The 18,529-nt window shown below is 69.3% G+C and carries 15 protein-coding genes; 2 read left to right on the top strand and 13 right to left on the bottom strand.

Annotation, left to right across the window (positions count from 1 at the left end; translation table 11 throughout):
- Nucleotides 1–14 precede the first annotated feature (14 nt).
- The 3 genes from ACFQZQ_RS08345 to ACFQZQ_RS08335 form a co-directional block, all read right to left on the bottom strand.
- The gene (locus tag ACFQZQ_RS08345; RefSeq protein WP_386812289.1) at nt 15–905 is read right to left on the bottom strand and encodes a metallophosphoesterase; all 891 of its coding nucleotides are present in this window, start codon (nt 903–905) and stop codon (nt 15–17) included.
- A gap of 28 nt (nt 906–933) precedes the next feature.
- On the bottom strand, nt 934–2,310 hold the full coding sequence (locus ACFQZQ_RS08340; RefSeq protein ID WP_386812288.1) for an NTP/NDP exchange transporter: 1,377 nt from the start codon (nt 2,308–2,310) through the stop codon (nt 934–936).
- A 183-nt stretch (nt 2,311–2,493) separates the two neighbouring features.
- A complete protein-coding gene (locus ACFQZQ_RS08335) occupies nt 2,494–2,658 on the bottom strand; it encodes a hypothetical protein (protein WP_386812287.1) in 165 nt (54 codons plus the stop codon).
- Between the two features lie 241 nt (nt 2,659–2,899).
- Between ACFQZQ_RS08335 and ACFQZQ_RS08330 the strand changes: the two genes are divergently transcribed.
- Nucleotides 2,900–4,501 carry a GMC family oxidoreductase gene (locus tag ACFQZQ_RS08330; RefSeq protein WP_386812286.1) on the top strand — a complete coding sequence of 534 codons (1,602 nt, stop codon included), beginning with the start codon at nt 2,900–2,902 and terminating at the stop codon, nt 4,499–4,501.
- A 94-nt stretch (nt 4,502–4,595) separates the two neighbouring features.
- Here ACFQZQ_RS08330 and ACFQZQ_RS08325 read toward each other — a convergent pair whose 3' ends face one another.
- From ACFQZQ_RS08325 to ACFQZQ_RS08315, 3 genes are all read right to left on the bottom strand, one after another.
- The gene (locus ACFQZQ_RS08325; protein WP_386812285.1) at nt 4,596–7,997 is read right to left on the bottom strand and encodes a bifunctional diguanylate cyclase/phosphodiesterase; all 3,402 of its coding nucleotides are present in this window, start codon (nt 7,995–7,997) and stop codon (nt 4,596–4,598) included.
- Nucleotides 7,998–8,485: 488 nt separating this feature from the next.
- A complete protein-coding gene (locus ACFQZQ_RS08320) occupies nt 8,486–10,396 on the bottom strand; it encodes a M48 family metallopeptidase (protein WP_386812284.1) in 1,911 nt (636 codons plus the stop codon).
- A gap of 123 nt (nt 10,397–10,519) precedes the next feature.
- The gene (locus tag ACFQZQ_RS08315) at nt 10,520–11,113 is read right to left on the bottom strand and encodes a LemA family protein (RefSeq protein ID WP_386812283.1); all 594 of its coding nucleotides are present in this window, start codon (nt 11,111–11,113) and stop codon (nt 10,520–10,522) included.
- A 71-nt stretch (nt 11,114–11,184) separates the two neighbouring features.
- Here ACFQZQ_RS08315 and ACFQZQ_RS08310 point away from each other — a divergent pair, with 71 nt between their 5' ends.
- Complete coding sequence (locus ACFQZQ_RS08310; protein WP_386812282.1) at nt 11,185–12,558, top strand: serine hydrolase domain-containing protein; 1,374 nt, start codon at nt 11,185–11,187, stop codon at nt 12,556–12,558.
- A 67-nt stretch (nt 12,559–12,625) separates the two neighbouring features.
- Here the strand turns inward: ACFQZQ_RS08310 and ACFQZQ_RS08305 are convergent, their stop codons facing one another.
- From ACFQZQ_RS08305 to ACFQZQ_RS08275, 7 genes are all read right to left on the bottom strand, one after another.
- Nucleotides 12,626–12,970, bottom strand: coding sequence for an SRPBCC family protein (locus tag ACFQZQ_RS08305; RefSeq protein ID WP_386812281.1), 345 nt, complete (start codon nt 12,968–12,970; stop codon nt 12,626–12,628).
- 6 nt (nt 12,971–12,976) lie between these two features.
- On the bottom strand, nt 12,977–13,156 hold the full coding sequence (locus ACFQZQ_RS08300; protein WP_386812280.1) for a hypothetical protein: 180 nt from the start codon (nt 13,154–13,156) through the stop codon (nt 12,977–12,979).
- 238 nt (nt 13,157–13,394) lie between these two features.
- Nucleotides 13,395–13,901, bottom strand: coding sequence for a hypothetical protein (locus tag ACFQZQ_RS08295; protein ID WP_386812279.1), 507 nt, complete (start codon nt 13,899–13,901; stop codon nt 13,395–13,397).
- 1,260 nt (nt 13,902–15,161) lie between these two features.
- Complete coding sequence (gene gcvH, locus ACFQZQ_RS08290) at nt 15,162–15,557, bottom strand: glycine cleavage system protein GcvH (RefSeq protein WP_386812278.1); 396 nt, start codon at nt 15,555–15,557, stop codon at nt 15,162–15,164.
- Between the two features lie 211 nt (nt 15,558–15,768).
- Nucleotides 15,769–16,902, bottom strand: a complete 1,134-nt coding sequence (gene gcvT / locus ACFQZQ_RS08285) for a glycine cleavage system aminomethyltransferase GcvT (RefSeq protein ID WP_386812277.1) — start codon at nt 16,900–16,902, stop codon at nt 15,769–15,771.
- Between the two features lie 106 nt (nt 16,903–17,008).
- A complete protein-coding gene (locus ACFQZQ_RS08280; RefSeq protein ID WP_386812276.1) occupies nt 17,009–17,449 on the bottom strand; it encodes an NfeD family protein in 441 nt (146 codons plus the stop codon).
- A gap of 3 nt (nt 17,450–17,452) precedes the next feature.
- The gene (locus tag ACFQZQ_RS08275; RefSeq protein ID WP_386812275.1) at nt 17,453–18,415 is read right to left on the bottom strand and encodes an SPFH domain-containing protein; all 963 of its coding nucleotides are present in this window, start codon (nt 18,413–18,415) and stop codon (nt 17,453–17,455) included.
- Nucleotides 18,416–18,529: the final 114 nt, after the last annotated feature.

Genomic DNA, 18,529 nt, shown 5'->3' with positions numbered 1-18,529 from the left:
ACGCGCAGTCAACGTCATCGCGTCGACGCCGGACCATGAGGCGAGGCACCGCGCAGCGTCAGCCGCGAGACCTCCGGCGGCACGCCGAAGCGGATCGGCAGGATGCTGGTGCCGATGCCGGGGGTCACGAACAGGTGGCGGCCGCCTTCGACGAACGCGCCGCGCGGGTAGCGGCCGTCGGGTTGGTTCCACAGGCCCGGCGCGCCGACCACCGGGAACGCGATCTGGCCGCCGTGGGTGTGCCCGGCCACCACCAGCGAGGCGCGCGCGGGCATGCGCGGGAACAGGTTCGGGTTGTGGGTGATCGCGATCGCCGGGCGCGCGTCGTTCACCGCCGAGAACGCGCGGCCGATGTCGTGCGGCGCCTCCCACAGGTCGCCGACCCCGACCAGCCACAGCGAGCAACGCCCCAGCTCCAGCGCGTGCGCCTGGTCCTCCAGCACCACCACCCCGGCCGCCTCCAGCGAGGCGCGCACGCGCGGGCCGTCCTTCCACCAGTCGTGGTTGCCCAGCACCGCATAGACCGGCTTGCGCGCGGTCAGCGGCCGCAGCCGGTGCGCGACCACGTCGGCCGGCACGTAGGTGCCCAGGAACACGCTGAGGATCACGTAGTCGCCCGCCATCAGCACCGCCTGCGCGTCGCTGGCGAGCAGACGCGCGACCAGGCGGTCGAGCTGGTCGAGGCCGTTGCGCGGCGAGCCGATGTGCAGGTCGGACACCACGTCCACGCGCAAGCCGTCGCAGCGCGGCGACCAGTTCGGCAGCTGCAACGTGTAGTCGCGTTCGACCAGCGACCCCGGCTCGATCACGCAGCCCTTGACCACGAACACCAGCACCAGCAGCGCCAGGATCCGGGCGCCCCAGCGGCGCCGCCAGCGCCAGCGCCGCCGTGCGGGGGTGGTCACCGCCGCCGGTTCCGCCGCGCGCGCTGGGTCATGCGCGGCTACCTGCGGCCGGCGTGGCGACGTTGGCATCGGTAGCCGCCGCCGCGGCCGCGGTCGCGCGCGTGCCTAGCCGCCAGCCGAGCGTACCGGCGGCGGCCGCGGCCAGGGCGGCCATGCCGGCGAATCCGGCCACGGCCACGCCGCCCACGCGCAATGCATTCATCGACAGGGAAATCACCAGGTCGCCAAACCGCCATACCGCGGTGTCGACCGCGTTTTTGCCCTTGTAGCGCAGGCTGCGCGGGACCCGGGTGAACAGGCTTTCGCGCGCCGGGCCGAGCATGCCGTAGGCGAACCCGCGGCTGGCGATCAGCGCCAGCGCGATCCACGGCATCGGCCCGATCACCGGCACGTGCGGGTCGGGCGCGAACACCACCACCAGCAACGCCGCCGCGGTCACCGTCGCCCACATTGCGATCGCCGGCGCCGGGCCATGCCGGACCAGCAGCCAGCGGGTCAGGGTCAGCTGCACGACCACCTGCACGATGTTGGTGCTCAGGTCCATGTTGGCGAAGAACCGCGTGCGCGACACCGGGTCGGTGAACGCCATGCCCGAGTAGTCGGCGACCAGCGCGTAGTTGATCGTGCCGATGCAGTCGCCCAGCAGCATCAGCAACGCCATGCTGCGCATGAACGGGTTGGCGAAGACCTGCTTCAGCCCGTCGAACATGCCGCCGCCCACCGCGCCCTCGTGGTTGGGCTCGTGCCGGCGCCCGCCGTGCACGCGCGCCCAACGCCCGAGCAGCACCGCGCACACCAGTGCCAGCGCCAGCAGCACCGCCGACACCGCCAGCAGCGGCGCCACCCCGACCACCGACACCAGCGTGCGCGTCAGCAACGGCCCGGCGATCGCGCCGGCGGTGCCACCCAGGGCGATGACCGGGAACAGGCGGCGCGCCTGGGCCTCGTCCCAGATGTCGGCCATGAAGCTCCAGAACACCGACACCACGAACAGGTTGAACACGCTCACCCAGACGAAGAACAGCGTGCCCAGCGCGCGCGGGCTGAGCACGCCGTGGCTGGTGAACAGCGGCACGAACGCCAGCAGGCAGGCGATGAAGAAGCCGTAGACCGCCGGCACCACCGCCCGGCGCGGGTAGCGCGCGACCAGCCCGGCGAACACCGGCGTCAGCAGCAGCGTGGCGACGAACGTGGCGGCGTAGAACAACGGCAGCTGGGTCGAGCCGAGCGCGCCGGTCAGCTGCTCGCGCACCGGCCGCATCACGTAGTACGCGGCCAGCACGCAGAAGAAATAGGTGAACGAGAGCGCCACCGCGCGCCATTCGCCGCCGTGAATGCGGCTGGAACCGGAAGGCTCGGCGTGGCTCGACGCCATCGGGGTGCGCTCGACAAGGGGTGGCGGCACGGTAGCCGATGCTACCCACCGCCGCCAGCGCGCGGCTGGGGCATCGAACGCGGCGCCATGCGATTCATAGGGCGGGTTTCAACCCGCCATCCCGCCGCCGCAAGGTCACGAGGAACCGCAATCCCGGATCGGCCTCTACGGTGCCGGGACGCCCGGCATGGCGAAGGCGGGTTGAAACCCGCCTTACGCCGTTCGGAGGTCGAGGAAATGGTTGTCGAGGCCGACGAAACGGTCTCGGGGGTCGAGGAATCGGTTGCCGAGGTCGACGAAACGGTCTCGCAGGTCGCCAAACCGGTTGCCGAGGTCGATCCCAAGCTCGTAGGGCGGGTTGCAACCCGCCATCGCCATGCCGGGCGCCCGGACATGGCAGATTCCGATCCGGGATGGCGGTTCCTCGCGACCGTGCGGCGGCGGGATGGCGGGTTGAAACCCGCCCTACACCCCGAGGCGCCACGGCTGCACCTGGAAACCCCGCACGCGGTCCTTCCCGCTCCGAGCGCGCACCGCCAGCTCCACAGACGGCTCAGCACGAGCATTTGCTCTAGCGCCGGCGCATAGTTTCGGCCCGTTCTCCCTCCAGGCCCGACGTTTGTACGACTACATCATCATCGGCGCCGGCTCGGCCGGCTGCGTGCTGGCCAACCGCTTGTCCGAAGACCCCGACGTCAAGGTGCTGCTGCTCGAAGCCGGCCCGCGCGACTGGCACCCCTTCATCCACATGCCCGCCGGGCTGTCCAAGCTGGTCGGCAAGAAGGGCGTGAACTGGGACTACAGCACCGTGCCCGAGCCGCAGCTCAACCACCGCGCGCTGTGGTGGCCGCGCGGCAAGGTGCTCGGCGGCTCCAGCTCGATCAACGCGATGTGCTACATCCGCGGCGTCGCCGGCGACTACGACGAGTGGGCCGCCGCCGGCGCGCACGGCTGGGACTGGAACGCGGTGCTGCCCTACTTCAAGCGCAGCGAGCACAACGAACGCGGCGGCGACGCCCTGCACGGCGCGCACGGCCCGCTGCACGTGTCCGACCTGCGCTACAGCAACCCGCTGTCGCACGCGTTCCTCGCCGCCGGCGAGCAGGCCGGCTACCCCGCCAACCGCGACTTCAACGGGCCGCTGCAGCCCGGCTTCGGCCTGTACCAGGTGACCCAGAAGAACGGCGCGCGCTGCTCGTCCGCGGTCGCCTACCTCGACCCGGTGCGCGAGCGCGCCAACCTGACCGTCATCACCGGCGCCCAGGTCGGCCGCATCACCTTCGATGGCGGCGGCCGCGACGGCGGGCGCCGCGCCAATGGCGTGGTCTACACCGCGCACGGCAAGGCGTTCCACCAGCCCGCCGCGCGCGAGGTGCTGCTCAGCGGCGGCGCGATCAACTCGCCGCAGCTGCTGATGCTGTCAGGCATCGGCCCGGCGCGGCAGCTGCGCAACCACGGCATCGAGGTCGTGGCCGACGCGCCGGAGGTCGGCGAGAACCTGCAGGACCACCTCGACATCTCCACCCTGCAGCACTCGAGCCAGCGCGTCAGCTACGACCGCCTGAGCGACCTCAAGGTCGCGTTCGACTACTACCTGCGCGGCCACAGCGGCCCGGGCACCAGCAACATCGCCGAGGCGGGCGGATTCGTGCGCTCGCGGCACGCGCCCGACGCGCGCGCCGACATCCAGTTCCACTTCATCCCGGCGATGCTCGACGACCACGGCCGCCACCGGCTGGCCGGCGACGGCTACACGCTGCACGCCTGCTTCCTGCGCCCGCGCAGCCGCGGCCGCATCGCGCTGGTCAGCGGCCGCGCCGCCGACAAGCCGCGGATCGAGGCCAACTATCTCAGCGACGCCGAGGGCTTCGACCTGAAGATGATGCTCGAGTGCGCCAAGCTCTCACGCGAGTTGCTCGCGCAGCCGGCGTTCGACGCCTACCGCGGCGCGCCGATCTTCCCGGCCCGCAACGACCTGTCCGACGCCGACCTGATCGAGTTCATCCGCGCCAAGGCCGAGACCGTCTACCACCCGGCCGGCAGTTGCCGCATGGGTTCGGACGAGCAGTCGGTGGTCGACCCGCAGCTGCGCGTGCGCGGCGTCGACGGCCTGCGCGTGGTCGACGCCTCGGTGATGCCGACCCTGATCGGCGGCAACACCAACGCGCCGACGATGATGATCGCCGAGCGCGCAGCGGACCTGATCAGCGGCCGCCAATAAGCGCGTCCGCGCCCTGGGCGGGCCGGCCAAGCCAGCTCCGCCAGCGTCGACGGCGAAGTGCCCAGCTCGCCGGCCGCGCCTGAGGTCCGAACGCTCAACTCACCGGGCTGGCGCCGCGTCGTGCCTCGTGCTCGTGCCACGCCTGCTCCAGCACGTCGACCGGCATCGGCCGCGCGATGAAATACCCCTGCGCCTGGTCGCACCCTTGCTGGCTCAGCCAATCCAGTTGCGCCTGCGTTTCCACGCCCTCGGCCACCACCTTGAGTTTCAGGCTGTGGGCCATGCGCAGGATCGCCAGGGCGATCGCCGCGTCGTCCGGGTTGCTGGTGAGGTCACGGATGAACTGGCCGTCGATCTTGAGGGTGTCGATCGGCAGCCGCCGCAGGTAGGCCAGGCTCGAATAGCCGGTGCCGAAATCGTCGATCGACAGCCCCACGCCGAGCGATTTCAGCCGCAGCAGCATCGCGTTGGTCTCGTCGACATGCAGCATCAGCGTGCTCTCGGTCAGCTCGAACTCCAGCAATCCCGGCGGCACCTGGTGCGCGCGCATGCAGGTGGTCATCGCCAGCCACAGCGGGTCTCCCCCGCCGCCCGCGGCCGGCGCGGTGGCGCCGCCCTGCTCCCGCACCACGCGCATGATCTGCCGGGCCGAGACGTTGACCGCGATCCCCAGTGGCACGCCCGCGCGCTGCCAGGCACCGAGCTGGCGGCAGGCGGCCTCGATCACCCAGGCGCCGACCGGGACGATCAGGCCGGTGTCCTCCAGCGCGGGAATGAACTGTTCCGGCGGAACCAGGCCGTGGCCTGGCCGGTCCCAGCGCAGCAACGCTTCCACCGCGAGCCAGCGGCCGCTGGCGACGTCGATCTTGGGCTGGTAGTGCAGCACGAACTCGTTGCGCTCCAGCGCGTTGCGCAGCGCGGCTTCGAGGCCCGCCTTCTCCAGCACGCGGGCGTTCATCGCGCTGGTGTAGAAGCGGTAGCCGCTGCGGCCCTCCGCCTTCGCCTCGTACATGGCGGTGTCGGCGTACTTCATCAGCGTATCGGGGTCGGACGCGTCGTCGGGATAGACGGTGATGCCCACGCTCGCGCTGATCTGCAGCTCGCGCCCCTCCAGCACGAACGGTGCCTGGAATATCTCGCGCACCTTGTCGGCGACGGCGGCAACGGCGAGCGGCCCCACCAGCAGGATGCCGAACTCGTCGCCGCCGAGCCTCCCGACCACGTCGCGGGCGCGCAGCCGCTGCATCAGCCGGTTGCCGACCTGGCGCAGCAACTCGTCGCCGACCTCGTGGCCGAGGGTGTCGTTGACAGTCTTGAAATGGTCCAGGTCCAGGTACAGCACCGCGACGATCCAGCCCTGCACGCGGGCGTGCGCCAACGCCTCGTGCAGCGACTGGTAGAACAGCCGCCGGTTCGGCAGGCCGGTCAAGGTGTCGTAGTGGGCCAGTTGCTGCAGCCGCCGCTCGGCTTCCTTGCGCTCGGTGATGTCGTGCAGCGCCACCACCGCGCCGAGCTTGCGGCCCGAGCGGGCGACCAGCGCCTGGCCATTGCAGACCAGGGTCCGCGGGCTTCTGTCGCGCGGCGCGATCACCATTTCCACATCGCTGATCCGCTCGCCCTGGAACGCCCGTACCAGCGGGATCTCGTCGGTGGCCATCGGCGTGCGGCCGTCGGCATGGAACAGGCTGTAATGGCGCGCCCAATCCCCCTGCGGCAGGGCCTCCTGGGGCAGGCCGTGCATGTCGCGGGTGGCGCGGTTGAACAGGGTCAGCTCGCCGTCCTCGTTGCAGGCGACGATGTCCAGCAGCACGCGCTGGAACTCGCCCTCCCGCTCCAGTGCGCTCTCGGCCTCGGTGCGCGCCACGAACTGGCCGAGCAGGTTGCCCAGGGTGCCCAGCATCACCAGCAGGTCGGGGTCCGGCGCCTGCGCCTGCATGAAAAAGCACTCGACCACCCCGAGCACGCGCCCGCCGCTGCAGAACGGAAACGCGAACGCGCCGTGCAGTCCCTCGTCATGGGCAGTGGCCACGCGCGGGAAGTTGCGGTCGAACGCGACATCGGTAATGCCATCGGGCCTGCCGCTGGCCCAGACCCGGCCCGGCAGCCCGACCCCGCGCGCGAACGTGATGCCGCGGCTGGCCGATTCGAAACGCGGGGTGGCCACGGCTTCCGACTGCCAGAACTCCAGGCATCGCAACACGCCGGCGTCCCGGTCCACGCTCCACATCGCGCCGGCGGTCCCGCCCAATCCCGTGCACACCGCGCGCAGGAACTTGGGTGCGACCTCAACCAGCGTGCTCGCCCCGACCAGCGTGGTGGCGGCCTCGCTGTGCGCGTTCTGGCGCTGGCTCGCCCGCTGGCGCTCGCTGATGTCATGCAGGAATGCGTTGAACTTGCAGACATCGCCGACCCGGACCGGCCAGATCGTCAGTTCGATCGGAAATTCGCGGCCATCGCGATGCAGGGCGAAGACATCGACGCGCCGGTTGAGCACCGAACCGTTGCCCGTGGCGAGGAAACGCGCGATGCCATGGTGGTGGGCTTGCCGGTAGCGCACAGGCACGATGAGCTCCGCCATGTTCTTGCCGATCACCTCGTCGCGACGCCAGCCGAACGTCGCCTCAGCCTGCCGGTTCCATTCCCGGATCGTGCTGTCGGCGTCGATCTCGACGAAGGCGTCGAACGCGGTGTCGATGACGGCCTTGGCGTCGTCCCGGCTTGCCTGCAGGGCGCGCGCGACCTGCTGGTGCGCGGCCATGTCGCGGGCAAAAACGCGATCCAGCAACGAGACCACCAAGGTTGCGGCAAGCAGCAGGCTGGCGAGTGCGCCGATCGCGACGGCCAGCAGCACGCTGTCGAAGGCATGCGCGCCGCCCGCTGGCATGGTGTGCGGCGCAAACTCCGCCGCGGCCATGCCGGTGTAGTGCATGCCGCAAATCGCGACCGCCATGACCGCCGCGCTGGCGGCCTTGCGCGAGTACGCGGACGACCTGGTGTCCGCACGTAACCGGAACGCGATCCACAGCGCGGCCATCGCCGCGGCGATCGCGATCAGGATCGACAGCGACAACAGCACCGGGTCATAGCGGATCGCGGGATGCACCTGCATGGCCGCCATGCCGATGTAATGCATGGCCGCGATGCCCAGGCCCATCACCAGGCCGGCACCGACCAGCCGCGGCGTGCCCAGCACCGTCCCGGTCGCGATGTGCAGGGCGTAGCCGGACGCGAGGATGGCGACGCCCAGCGACAACAAGGTCAGCACGGGGTCGTAAGCCATCGGCATCGGCATCTGCAGCGCGAGCATGCCGATGAAATGCATCGACCAGATGCCGATGCCCATCGCGAACGCCCCGCCGACCTGCCACAAACGCCGTGGCGCGTTGCCCGGCGCGGCCGCCCGGATCCGCACGACCAGATCGAGCGCGACGTAGGACGCGAGCATCGCCACCGCGAACGACAGCGCGAGCAGCCACGGATCGTAGGTTCCATTCATGCCCTTACTTCCTTAGCTGTAGAGCGGAGGAGGCCTGCCCGATCTCGACAGCGTCGAGTCGCGGCAATATGGCTGGACCCCGGGAGAGTCCCATGCGAGGGGGGGAGAGGCAGGTGAGGGCCGGACGGGCGTGGGTGTGGCCTGCAGCCGGTATCGGCGCACCCGCGCGGAAACTGAGCCCAGGGTCGGCGCGCGGTTCTGGCGCATCGGTTCCGCCGGTCACCCCGCAAACGCCCGACCAATGCCGAAGCGGAAAATGCAGGGAACCCTCCGAAGTCGCAGCACGGGTTGCGTCGCCGCGTCAGGCCAGTGCCCTGTCGAGACCGGCGGGAGTTCCGCAGCTCGCGCGCGATCGCCACCGGCATCGGTCTCCAGCAACGCGGCGAATCCATCGCCGCTGGCAATGGCGCGCGTGGCGTGCCCGACCCGCTATCGCCAATGCGACAAGCCAGCTGCCTTGGCGCCGACCGGCTTTGCCATGGCCTGCTTCAGGCCCGCGCGTCCAGCATCGGCGGCAACGGGCAATGCAGCACCGCGCAGATCGTGCGCAGCAATTCCGATTCGACCACGCTGACCCGGCCGTCGTGGCTGACCGCGGCGGTGATCGCCTCGACCAGCAGTTGCTTGGCCAGCGGGTCGAGCGCGTCGAGCGGCATCCACGCGTCGTCGAGCGCCTGCACGCCGCGTGCCGGCGGCGCGTAGTTGATGTGGTCGCGCGGCAGCACGCGCTGCAGGCCGGCAAGGTAGGCACGCTGGGCGCTGCCCGCGTCGGCGTGGCCGGACTGCGCGACCACGGCGAGCAAGGTCGCGACCTCGTGCCTGACGTCGTGCAGCCGGCGCCGGCCGAAGCGCGCGTAGCGGGACGGATCCAGCGACTCGCGCACCTGCACGGTCAGCAGGCGGCCGAGGCAGTACTCGAACAGCGACACGTCGCCGTCGGTGAAGACCATGGCGTTGGCGGCATCGAGGAACACGTCCAGTTCCGGCCGCGGCCGCAGCCGCAGCACCGGGAACGCGAGCGCGGCCAGCGGCAGCCGCAGCATTGGGTGCAGCCCGGCCAGGTGAACCTCGGCCATCGACCATGCCTGTTCGGCGACCACTGCGCCCAGCCGCGCGGTGACCTCGAACGCCTGCTTGTCGGCGATCGCCGGGTTCGCGTCCATCAGCAGGCCGAGCAGCAGCGGCATGACCGCGTCGCGCTGCGCGGCCAAGGCGCGCAACGGCTGCGGCATGTTGCCGACGATGCTGTCGGCGCGGCGGTAATCGTCCGCGCCGGGGTGCGCGACCTGAGCGGCGACCATCGGCGGCGTGATCGCGTGCTCGCTGCCGCGGGCGGGCAACGACGCTGGCCGGGTCGCGGCGACGAAGCCCATCTGCACGTCCTCCTCCAGCCCGTGCGGCGGCTCGGACAGCCACTTGCGCGACAGCGTGTCCAACTGGTCGGCGCGGAACGACGGCTCCAGCGCTTGGATGCGGTCGACCAGCGGCGGATGGGTGGCAAATAGTCCACTGAACACCAGCCCACTGAAGCCGACGCCGTCGCCGAACAGCATGTGGCTGACTTCCTCGGCGTCGCCGCGCTCGTTGAGCCGGGAGCCTTCGTGCAGGCCGCCGATCTTCTTCAACGCCCCGGCCAGGCCCGCGGTCTGGCGCGTGAACTGCACCGCCGACGCATCGGCCAGGCGCTCGCGCGTGCGGCTGACGCCGGCCTTGATCATGCGGCCGAAGAACAGGCCGATGTAGCCGATCACCATCGCCACGAGCGCGGCCACCAGCAGCGCGCCGATGCCGCCCTTGCGGCCGCCGAGGCGGCCGTGCTCAAGCACCTTCCGGCCGATCAGGGCCAGCATCATGATCCCGAAGAGCACCCCGATCAGGCGGATGTTGAGGCGCATGTCGCCGTTGAGGATGTGGCTGAACTCGTGTGCGATCACGCCCTGCAGTTCGTCGCGGTTGAGGCGTTCCAGCGCGCCGCGGGTGACCGCGACCACCGCGTCGGACGGCGAGTAGCCGGCGGCGAACGCGTTGATCGCGGCCTCGTGCTCGAGCACGTAGATCTTCGGCACCGGCACGCCGGAAGCGATCGCGATCTCCTCGACCACGTTGCGCAGCCGGCGCAGGTTGGGGTCGGTGGTGTCCTCGGGCACGGGCACGCCGCCCAGCTGCAGCGCGACCGGCTCGCCACCGCCGCGCAGGCTGGCGATGCGGTACGCCGAGCCGAGCCCGATCACCGCCAGCGTGGCGAGCGTGGCGAACGCGAGCATGCCCGGGCTGGCGCCGGCCACCAGCGCCACCGCCAGGTCAACAGCGACGACGATGCCGAGCACGGCCAGCGCGAACAGCGCCATCAGGCGGACTGAATTGCGCCGCGCCGCCGCCTGGCGTTCGAAGAAGTTCATGTCAGAGGCCCCCACCCCATCCCATCCGGCCCGCAGGCACCGCCTGCGGGCGTTCGCCTGCGCGCGAACCTGCGGTTCGCCATCGCGCTTCCCCGCCCCGCGCGCGAGGGAGGAAGCGAATCGTCAGAACTGCACCTTCGGTGCCTCGCGCATTTCCAGCTTGTCGACCGGGATCGCCAGCAGCGCCGCGGCGGCGAAATGGAACATGCCGGCCAGCACGCTCGACGGGAACACCTCGCGCTTGTTGTTGTAGGCCATCACCGAGTCGTTGTACGCCTGCCGCGCGAACGCGACCTTGTTCTCGGTGCTGGTCAGCTCCTCGGTGAGCTGCATCATGTTCTGGTTGGCCTTGAGGTCCGGGTAGGCCTCGACCACCGCCAGCAGGCGCCCGAGCGCGCCATCCAACTGGCCCTGGCTCGCGGCCAGCCCGGCCATCGCCGCCGGGTCACCGGGGCTGGCCTTGGCCGCCGCCAGCCCGGACACCGCCGCGCCGCGCGCGCTGACCACCGCCTCCAGCGTTTCACGTTCGTGCTTGATATAGCCCTTGGCGGTCTCGACCAGGTTCGGGATCAGGTCGAAGCGCCGCTGCAGCTGCACGTCGATCTGCGCAAAGGCATTTCTGAATGCGTTCCGCGCGGTCACCAGGCCGTTGTAGATGCCCACTCCCCAAAACGCGAGCACCATCACTAATCCCAATAGAATCAGAAAGCTGAACATGTTTGTTCCCCAAATCCCTGATGGCGGCGCTAGTATTGGCCGCAACTGAGCATACGCAGGCGCTGCGGACGATGAAAGACAACGGGTCCCGCCGGTCACGCCGCATTTTGCGGATGGGCAGCTTGGCGTTTCTGTTGACGCTGACGCTGGGTTCGGGTGCGCAGACGTCGTTGCGCTGGGACAGCCCGCAGGCGCGCCCGTCGCGCGCCACCGCCTCCGTCGCATCCATTCCGTCGCGGCCCGTGTCCGCCTCGCCTGCGATGCCGCTGGCATCGAGCTTCGACGTGCAGCAGTTCGAAGCGATGGCGCAGCAACTGGTCGCCGGCCAACGCGTGCCGGGCCTGGCGATGGCGATCGTGCACAACGGCCGCATCCTGAGCGCGCGCGGTTACGGCATCACCGACGTCAATGCCGCGCAGCCAGTCGATTCGCACACCGTGTTCCGCCTGGCGTCCCTGTCGAAGGGCTTCGCCGGCACCATGGCCGGGCTGCTGGTCAACGACGGCACGCTGCGCTGGGACAGCAAGCTCACCCAGTACCTGCCGAACTTCCAGCTCAGCGATCCGTACGCCGCGCAGCAGATCACCGTCGCCGACCTGCTCAGCCACCGCGTCGGTCTGACCCACAACACCTACGACCGCGACCTGGAAGGCTACGTCGACTACCACACGCTGACGCAGAAGCTCGCGCGCGCGCCGATGAAGTGCCAGCCGGGCACCTGCTACGCCTACCAGAACATCGCCTTCAGCCTGATCGGCGACATCGTGTTCGCCGCCACCGGCGATTTCTACAGCCAGGAAGTGCAGCGCCGCCTGCTCAAGCCGCTGGGCATGAACGACGCGAGCCTCGGCCTGGAAGGCATCCAGGCCAGCGCGCGCTGGGCGCGTCCGCACGTGCGCGCGCGCGGCGGCTGGACCTCGCTGATGCCGAAGTCGACCTACTACCAGGTCGCGCCCGCGGCCGGTGTCAATGCCAGCGCCAGCGACATGGCGCAGTGGCTGCTCGCGCAGACCGGGCACCGTCCCGACGTGTTGCCCGCGCCGCTGCTGGCGACGCTGCACCAGCCGCTGGTCGACACCCCCAGCGAGATGCGCGGTTCCAAGTGGCGGCGCGAGCGCGTGAGCAGCGCCGGCTACGCGCTGGGTTGGCGCGTGTACGACTACGCCGGCCAGCGCCTGGTGTTTCACGGCGGCGCCGTGCAGGGCTACCGCGGGGTGGTGGCGATGCTGCCGGGCCGCGACCTGGGCATCGCGATGATGTGGAACTCCGAAAGCTCGCTGCCCTCGGCGCTGCTGCCGACCATGCTCGATCGCGCCATCGGCCTGACCGACCAGCGCTGGCTCGACGACCAGTTCGACGACCCGACCCTGTACGTCGACGCCACGCCGTCGGCGCCGACGACCGCCGGCACCACCGCGAGCAAGTCCACCGCCGCACCGGAATAACCCCGCGGGCGACCGCGGCAGTCCGGGCTTCGCCGCGATCCTGCCAGCGGTCGCGCCCGGTCGCCGCTCAGCGCGTCTCGCTCTCCAGTACCGATTTCAACTTCTTCAGGCCCTTGTCGTAGTCGGCGCCGACCCAGCGGTCGAGCATCAAGCCGAACCAGCGCGACACAGGGTTGTAGCCGTGCGCGCTATCCAGCGACCAGGTCACGCGGGTGCCGTTGGCGGTGGGTGCGAGGACAAACGTTCCGACCGCCTTGCTGCCGTCGAAGTCCAGTGCGTTGACCACCTTCTGGCCCGGCACGCTTTCGATGATGCGTTGGCTGCCGCTGCCGACCTTGTCGCCGGCCCATGCCAGCGAGGCGCCGACGCCCGCGACCGGGCCGCTGGTCTCGTAGCGGGCCTGCGGTTCCATCTCGTACTACGGCGACCACTGGTTGAATCGCTGGTAGGAATTGAGCATCGCGTAAATGTCGCCCGGTGATCGCTGGATCGTGATCGACCTCTCGACATGCGTGCTCGACGGCAGCAGGAAGCCACCGCCGGCGAACACCAGGCCAAGTGCGACGACGACGTAGAACAATCCCTTCAGCGCTTTCATGGCGTTCCCCAATGCGGTCGACTCGGGCCGATGCTAGGCCAACCCGGCGCCGCCAGAAAGTCGCTATGCACGGTCGATGCCCCACCGGGGACAGAGACCAGCGGCCTCCCGCGGAGCGCAGTTGGCGTACATGCCGGCGCAACACCGATCCGTTGCACAAGATCGGCGCAAAAAAAAACTCTCCCCCCACCTGGGCTGCGGGGAGAGAGTCGGATTACGGCTTTCGGGGCGTTGCTGGTTAGATCATCGGCGCCGGAGTGGCCGGCATCGCGGTCGGGGCCGACTTCTTGGCAGCGCGACGAGCCGGCTTCTTGGCGGCAGGCTTCTTCGCGGCCTTCTTGGCGGCCGGCTTCTTGGCGACCTTCTTAGCCGCCTTCTTGGCGGTCTTCTTTACGGCCTTCTTGGCGGTCGCCTTCTTGGCGACTTTCTTCGCGGCCTTCTTCGCCGGGCGCTTGGCTACTTTCTTGGCCGCCTTCTTCGCGGTCTTCTTGGCAGTCTTCTTCACCGCTTTCTTGGCGGTCTTCTTGACGGCCTTCTTGGCGGTCTTCTTCACTGCCTTCTTGGCGGTCTTCTTGACGGCCTTCTTGGCGGTCTTCTTCACTGCCTTCTTCACAGCCTTCTTGGCCGCCGGCTTCTTGGCGGCGGACTTCTTGACGGCCTTCTTCGCCGCAGACTTCTTGGCGACCTTCTTGGTGGCCTTCTTGGCGGCGGGTTTCTTCTTGGCTGCTGCTTTCTTCATGGCCATGGGATGGCTCCTCGTCAGTGGTCAATCGGGGTATTACGGCCCAGTACTAAACAGTGCCGCGGGCGAACCCGCGACCAACCGCCGACGCCAGACAGGCGCCGGAACGGATTCGGAAAAGCCCGGCGCCGAACTGCGGCGGCAGGCCTGGAAAACTGCGGCGCCGGGTCTTGCTCGCCCGGTCGCGGTGATCGTCGGATAAACAAAAGCCCGATCCGCGAGGGGCGAACCGGGCTGTGGGACTGCTGCGAAGCGATTGGCGGACATGGCCGCGAAGTACGTTTCCGGAGAGGACAAGGATCCTGCAACCACCGTTTTGAATGTCCGGGCGGAGGTCCGTTGTGTACTGCGCGTTGTCAGGTTGGCTTTGCTCACTCGCTTCCGCAGGAAACGTCTGCTGGGCGAAACCTAATCACGGTTTTTCGGAGTGTCAACAACCCCGGGCAATTTTTTTTCTCCGCCGGCGCCGTCGCATCGTCGACACGGACACGCGATGCGTGGTTTGCACGCGATGCGAACGCGCGCCTATCGCAAGCATCGCGCGACCGCGATGCGCTGAAAGCTAGGCGCAGTGCGGCTTCCACGGTGCAGGCGATGTTCTGGAAAATTATCGCGCGCACACCGATCGCGAAACGCGAAGCACGCCGAGCACGGCAACTCGTGCACCCGCCAACGTTGCACCGTCGGAAAAACCGGCGCGCTGTTTCGCGGCGCAACACGGCAAAGTGCGCGAACTTGCGCGAACTTTTTCGTGGCCGACGAGGTCGCCGCGAACAACCTCGCGCGCGTCGCGAGAAAAAAATCCTCGCCGGATCGGCGACTGATTTGCATCCGGCGATCGGCCGATGCGGGCGCCGGCTGCACGCCGTCGGCGAGCTTCGCAGCCAATGCGCATGGCCTACGTCACCGTCATCCGGGCATGCGTCGATTCGCGTCCGCGAGGGACGCGCCGACGCCCGGGACTGCGGAGCGATCCGCGCGGCCGCCGCGCCGGGTACCAGTGCCGGGTATCACCAGCGACGCGACACCAAGCGAGAAGTGGAGCGCGCGACCGCCACGGGTGCGCGCACCCGGCGTGCGCCGGCTCGTCAACCGCGACGACGGCTCATCCTGTCGGGACGGCGCTGCAGCGACCACGCCGCGACGGCGCGGCGGCGGCCCTGACGGCGCGGACCATCGACCTGCACTGGTTGCCACTCCCCCAAAAAGCCACCGGCCGCACTAGGCGGCCGGTGGCGTACTGCAGAAATGCGCGGACGCGACTCAGTGGTCGTCGTCCTCGAGCAGCTCGGCGTAGTCGTCCGGCGCGATCAGCTCGTTGAGCTGGTCGGGTTCCTCGATCTCGAGCACGAAGATCCAGCCTTCGCCGTAGGCGTCCTCGTTGATCGTCTCCGGCTTGTCCGACAGCGCGGTGTTGACCGCGACCACGGTGCCGGTGACCGGTGCGTACACGTCCGAGGCGGCCTTGACCGACTCGACGACGGCGCAGGCGTTGCCCGCTTCGATGCGGTCGCCGATCGCCGGCAGTTCGACGTACACCAGATCGCCCAGCAGGCCCTGGGCATGGTCGGAGATGCCGACCGTGACCTTGCCGTCGCCTTCGACGCGGGCCCACTCGTGGGATTTCAGGAATTTCAGGTCGCCGGGGATCTCACTCATGGGGGTGCTCCGGTGTCGCGTGTGGTGGAGGGTGTGGGCAATAGTGTAACCACGGTGCCGGCGCAGCGAGCAGCGCCGTGCGAGGCGCCGCGCCGATCAGGCCAGCACGCCGTCCTGCGCCGATTCCAGGTTCGGCATCCATGCCTCACCAGGAATCCCGGCCCTTCGCATCGGGCTTCGGGCGGTCAGTCTCGTGCGGAGTGACATCAAGTCACTCCGCAGGCACGAGACTGACCCCATCGCGCACGAACGGGAACTTGACTACGCGCACCGGCACTTCTTTGCCGCGGATGTCGACGCGCACGTTGCCGGCGCTGCCCAGCGGGATCTCGCCGGCCGGCACGCGCGCGAATGCGATCGCCTTGCCCAGCGTCGGCGAGAACGTGCCCGACAGGATCTCGCCGTCGCCCAGCGCGGTCAGCACCTTCTGGCCGTGGCGCAGCACGCCCTTGTCGTCCATCACCAGGCCGATCATCTGCCGCGGCGCGCCGCCGGCCTTCTGCGCCTCGAGCACGTCGCGGCCGATGAAGGCGCGCGGCTTCGAATCAGCACCCTCGTCGAGGGCGACCGTCCAGGCCAGCGCCGCCTCGTACGGCGACACACTGTCGTCCATGTCCTGGCCGTAGAGGTTCATGCCCGCCTCCAGGCGTAGGGTGTCGCGCGCGCCGAGCCCGGCCGCTTTCACGCCGGCGCCGAGCAGCGCGTCCCACAACGCGACCGCGCGGTCCTGAGGCACCACGATCTCGAAGCCGTCCTCGCCGGTGTAGCCGGTGCGGGCGACGAACAGCGGGGTGCCATCGGCCAATTGCGCGTCGCCGGCGACGAACTTGCCGAGCTTGCCGATGCGCGCGCGGTCTTCCTCGCGCAGCAGGCCGAGCACCCGCTCGCGCGCGCTCGGGCCCTGCACCGCGATCATCGCGAAATCGCTGCGCTCGCTGACCTGCACGCCGAACGCACGGGCCTGCTCGTTGATCCAGGCCAGGTCCTTCTCGCGGGTGGCGGCGTTGACCACCAGCCGGAAGAAGTCCTCGGCCAGGAAATAGATGATGAGGTCGTCGATCACCCCGCCCTGCGGGTTGAGCATCGCGGTGTACAGCGCCTTGCCGGGCTTTTGCAGCTTGTCGACCGAGTTGGCGACCAGGTGGCGCAGGAACGCGCGGGTCTGATCGCCGCGCAGGTCGACCACGGTCATGTGGCTGACGTCGAACATGCCGGCGTCGGTGCGCACCAGGTGGTGCTCGTCGATCTGCGAGCCGTAGTGGATCGGCATGTCCCAGCCGCCGAAGTCGACCATCTTGGCGCCGAGCGCGCGGTGGGCATCGTTGAGGACGGTCTTGAGGGTCATGGCGCCGGTCTGCGGTGAGGGAGCCGCGGATTATCCCAGATGCCGGCGCCGCGCCGGGAGCTGGGCAACTCGCACGCGCCTAGCGCACCGGACCGCGCTGCACCGCTCAGCCGGCGAGTTCGACCTGCAGGGCCATGCCATCGGTGGCGACGATCCGCACCGCGGTGCCGGCCGGCAGGTCCGGGCCGCGCACGTCCCAGTACGCGTCGGCAATCTGCACCCGGCCCTGGCCGTTGACGATCGCCTGCTCCAGCGGCACCACGCGGCCGACCAGCTGGTCGGCGCGGCGGTTCAAGCTGGGCTGGTCGCTCTTGCGTTCGCGGCCGCGGAACCAGGTGCGGTAGACCTGGATCGAGATGAAGCTGAGCACGACGAACGCCGCCACCTGGGTCAGCACCGACAGCCCGGGCACCAGCAGCACAGCGACGAACACCACGCTGGCCGCCAGCCCGAGCCAGAGCATGAACGCGCCCGGCGCCAAGGTTTCGGCCGCGAACAGCAGCAGCGCCACTGCCGCCCAGGTCATCGATTCCCAGTTCCAGTTCATGGCTCAGCCTCCGACGCGCGGCGGCGTGCCGGTCACGACGCGGCCGGGCTGCTGGCCGAGCGCTTCCTTGGCCAGCTCGGCGATGCCGGCCAGCGAGCCGATCACGCCGGCGGACTCCATCGGCATCATCACGAACTTCTGGTTCGGGCCCTCGGCCAGCGACTTGAACGCCTCGATGTACTTCAGCGCGACGAAGTAGTTGATCGCCTGCACGTTGCCCTGCGCGATCGCGGTCGAGACCATCTCGGTCGCGGCCGCCTCGGCCTGCGCCAGGCGCTCGCGGGCCTCGGCCTGGCGGAACGCGGCTTCGCGCTCGCCCTCGGCCTCGAGGATCACCGACTGCTTCTCGCCCTCGGCCTTGAGGATCGCGGCCTGACGGAAGCCCTCCGCCTCGAGGATGTTGGCGCGCTTCTCGCGCTCGGCCTTCATCTGCCGCGCCATCGAATCGACCAGGTCGCGCGGCGGCTGGATGTCCTTGAGCTCGATGCGGTTGACCTTGAGCCCCCACGGGTGGGTGGCCTGGTCGACCGCGACCAGCACCTTGGCGTTGATCTCGTCGCGACGCGACAGCGATTCGTCCAGGTCCATCGAGCCGATCGAGGTGCGGATGTTGGTCATCACCAGGTTGAGCGTGGCGATCTCCAGCTGCGCGACCTCGTAGGCGGCCTTGGCCGCGTCGAGCACCTGGAAGTAGACGACGCCGTCGACCTTGACCACCGCGTTGTCCTTGGTGATGACGTCCTGCGAGGGCACATCGAGCACCTGCTCCATCATGTTGATCTTGCGGCCGACGCCGTACACCACCGGCACCAGGAAATGCAGGCCCGGACTCATGGTGTGGGTGTACTTGCCGAAGCGCTCGACGGTCCACTCGTAGCCCTGCGGCACCATGCGCACGGTCTTGAACAGGATGACCACGCCGGCGAAAAGCAGCACGGCGGCGAGTATTGTCCCTAACGATTCCATTGCTACCCCACTCCCCTGGTTGATGGGCCGAGTATAGGCCGCCGCGGTGACTGCGACCCTTTGCCGCCGGCCCGCATCCAGACAGTCAATGCCGACCCTTTCGAGCCCTTCGAC

It is taken from the genome of Lysobacter koreensis (assembly GCF_042677045.1).
Lineage (GTDB): Bacteria > Pseudomonadota > Gammaproteobacteria > Xanthomonadales > Xanthomonadaceae > Lysobacter_K > Lysobacter_K koreensis.
This window is presented reverse-complemented; position numbering and strand designations above follow the sequence as displayed.

What these genes read in the sequence shown, in the direction of transcription:
- ACFQZQ_RS08335 (WP_386812287.1), bottom strand. Translation starts at nt 2,658, where the DNA reads ATGGCGATGGCGGGTTGCAACCCGCCCTACGAGCTTGGGATCGACCTC.
- ACFQZQ_RS08325 (WP_386812285.1), bottom strand. Translation starts at nt 7,997, where the DNA reads ATGAATGGAACCTACGATCCGTGGCTGCTCGCGCTGTCGTTCGCGGTG.
- ACFQZQ_RS08320 (WP_386812284.1), bottom strand. Translation starts at nt 10,396, where the DNA reads ATGAACTTCTTCGAACGCCAGGCGGCGGCGCGGCGCAATTCAGTCCGC.
- ACFQZQ_RS08315 (WP_386812283.1), bottom strand. Translation starts at nt 11,113, where the DNA reads ATGTTCAGCTTTCTGATTCTATTGGGATTAGTGATGGTGCTCGCGTTT.
- ACFQZQ_RS08310 (WP_386812282.1), top strand. Translation starts at nt 11,185, where the DNA reads ATGAAAGACAACGGGTCCCGCCGGTCACGCCGCATTTTGCGGATGGGC.
- ACFQZQ_RS08305 (WP_386812281.1), bottom strand. Translation starts at nt 12,970, where the DNA reads ATGGAACCGCAGGCCCGCTACGAGACCAGCGGCCCGGTCGCGGGCGTC.
- ACFQZQ_RS08300 (WP_386812280.1), bottom strand. Translation starts at nt 13,156, where the DNA reads ATGAAAGCGCTGAAGGGATTGTTCTACGTCGTCGTCGCACTTGGCCTG.
- ACFQZQ_RS08295 (WP_386812279.1), bottom strand. Translation starts at nt 13,901, where the DNA reads ATGGCCATGAAGAAAGCAGCAGCCAAGAAGAAACCCGCCGCCAAGAAG.
- gcvH (WP_386812278.1), bottom strand. Translation starts at nt 15,557, where the DNA reads ATGAGTGAGATCCCCGGCGACCTGAAATTCCTGAAATCCCACGAGTGG.
- gcvT (WP_386812277.1), bottom strand. Translation starts at nt 16,902, where the DNA reads ATGACCCTCAAGACCGTCCTCAACGATGCCCACCGCGCGCTCGGCGCC.
- ACFQZQ_RS08280 (WP_386812276.1), bottom strand. Translation starts at nt 17,449, where the DNA reads ATGAACTGGAACTGGGAATCGATGACCTGGGCGGCAGTGGCGCTGCTG.
- ACFQZQ_RS08275 (WP_386812275.1), bottom strand. Translation starts at nt 18,415, where the DNA reads ATGGAATCGTTAGGGACAATACTCGCCGCCGTGCTGCTTTTCGCCGGC.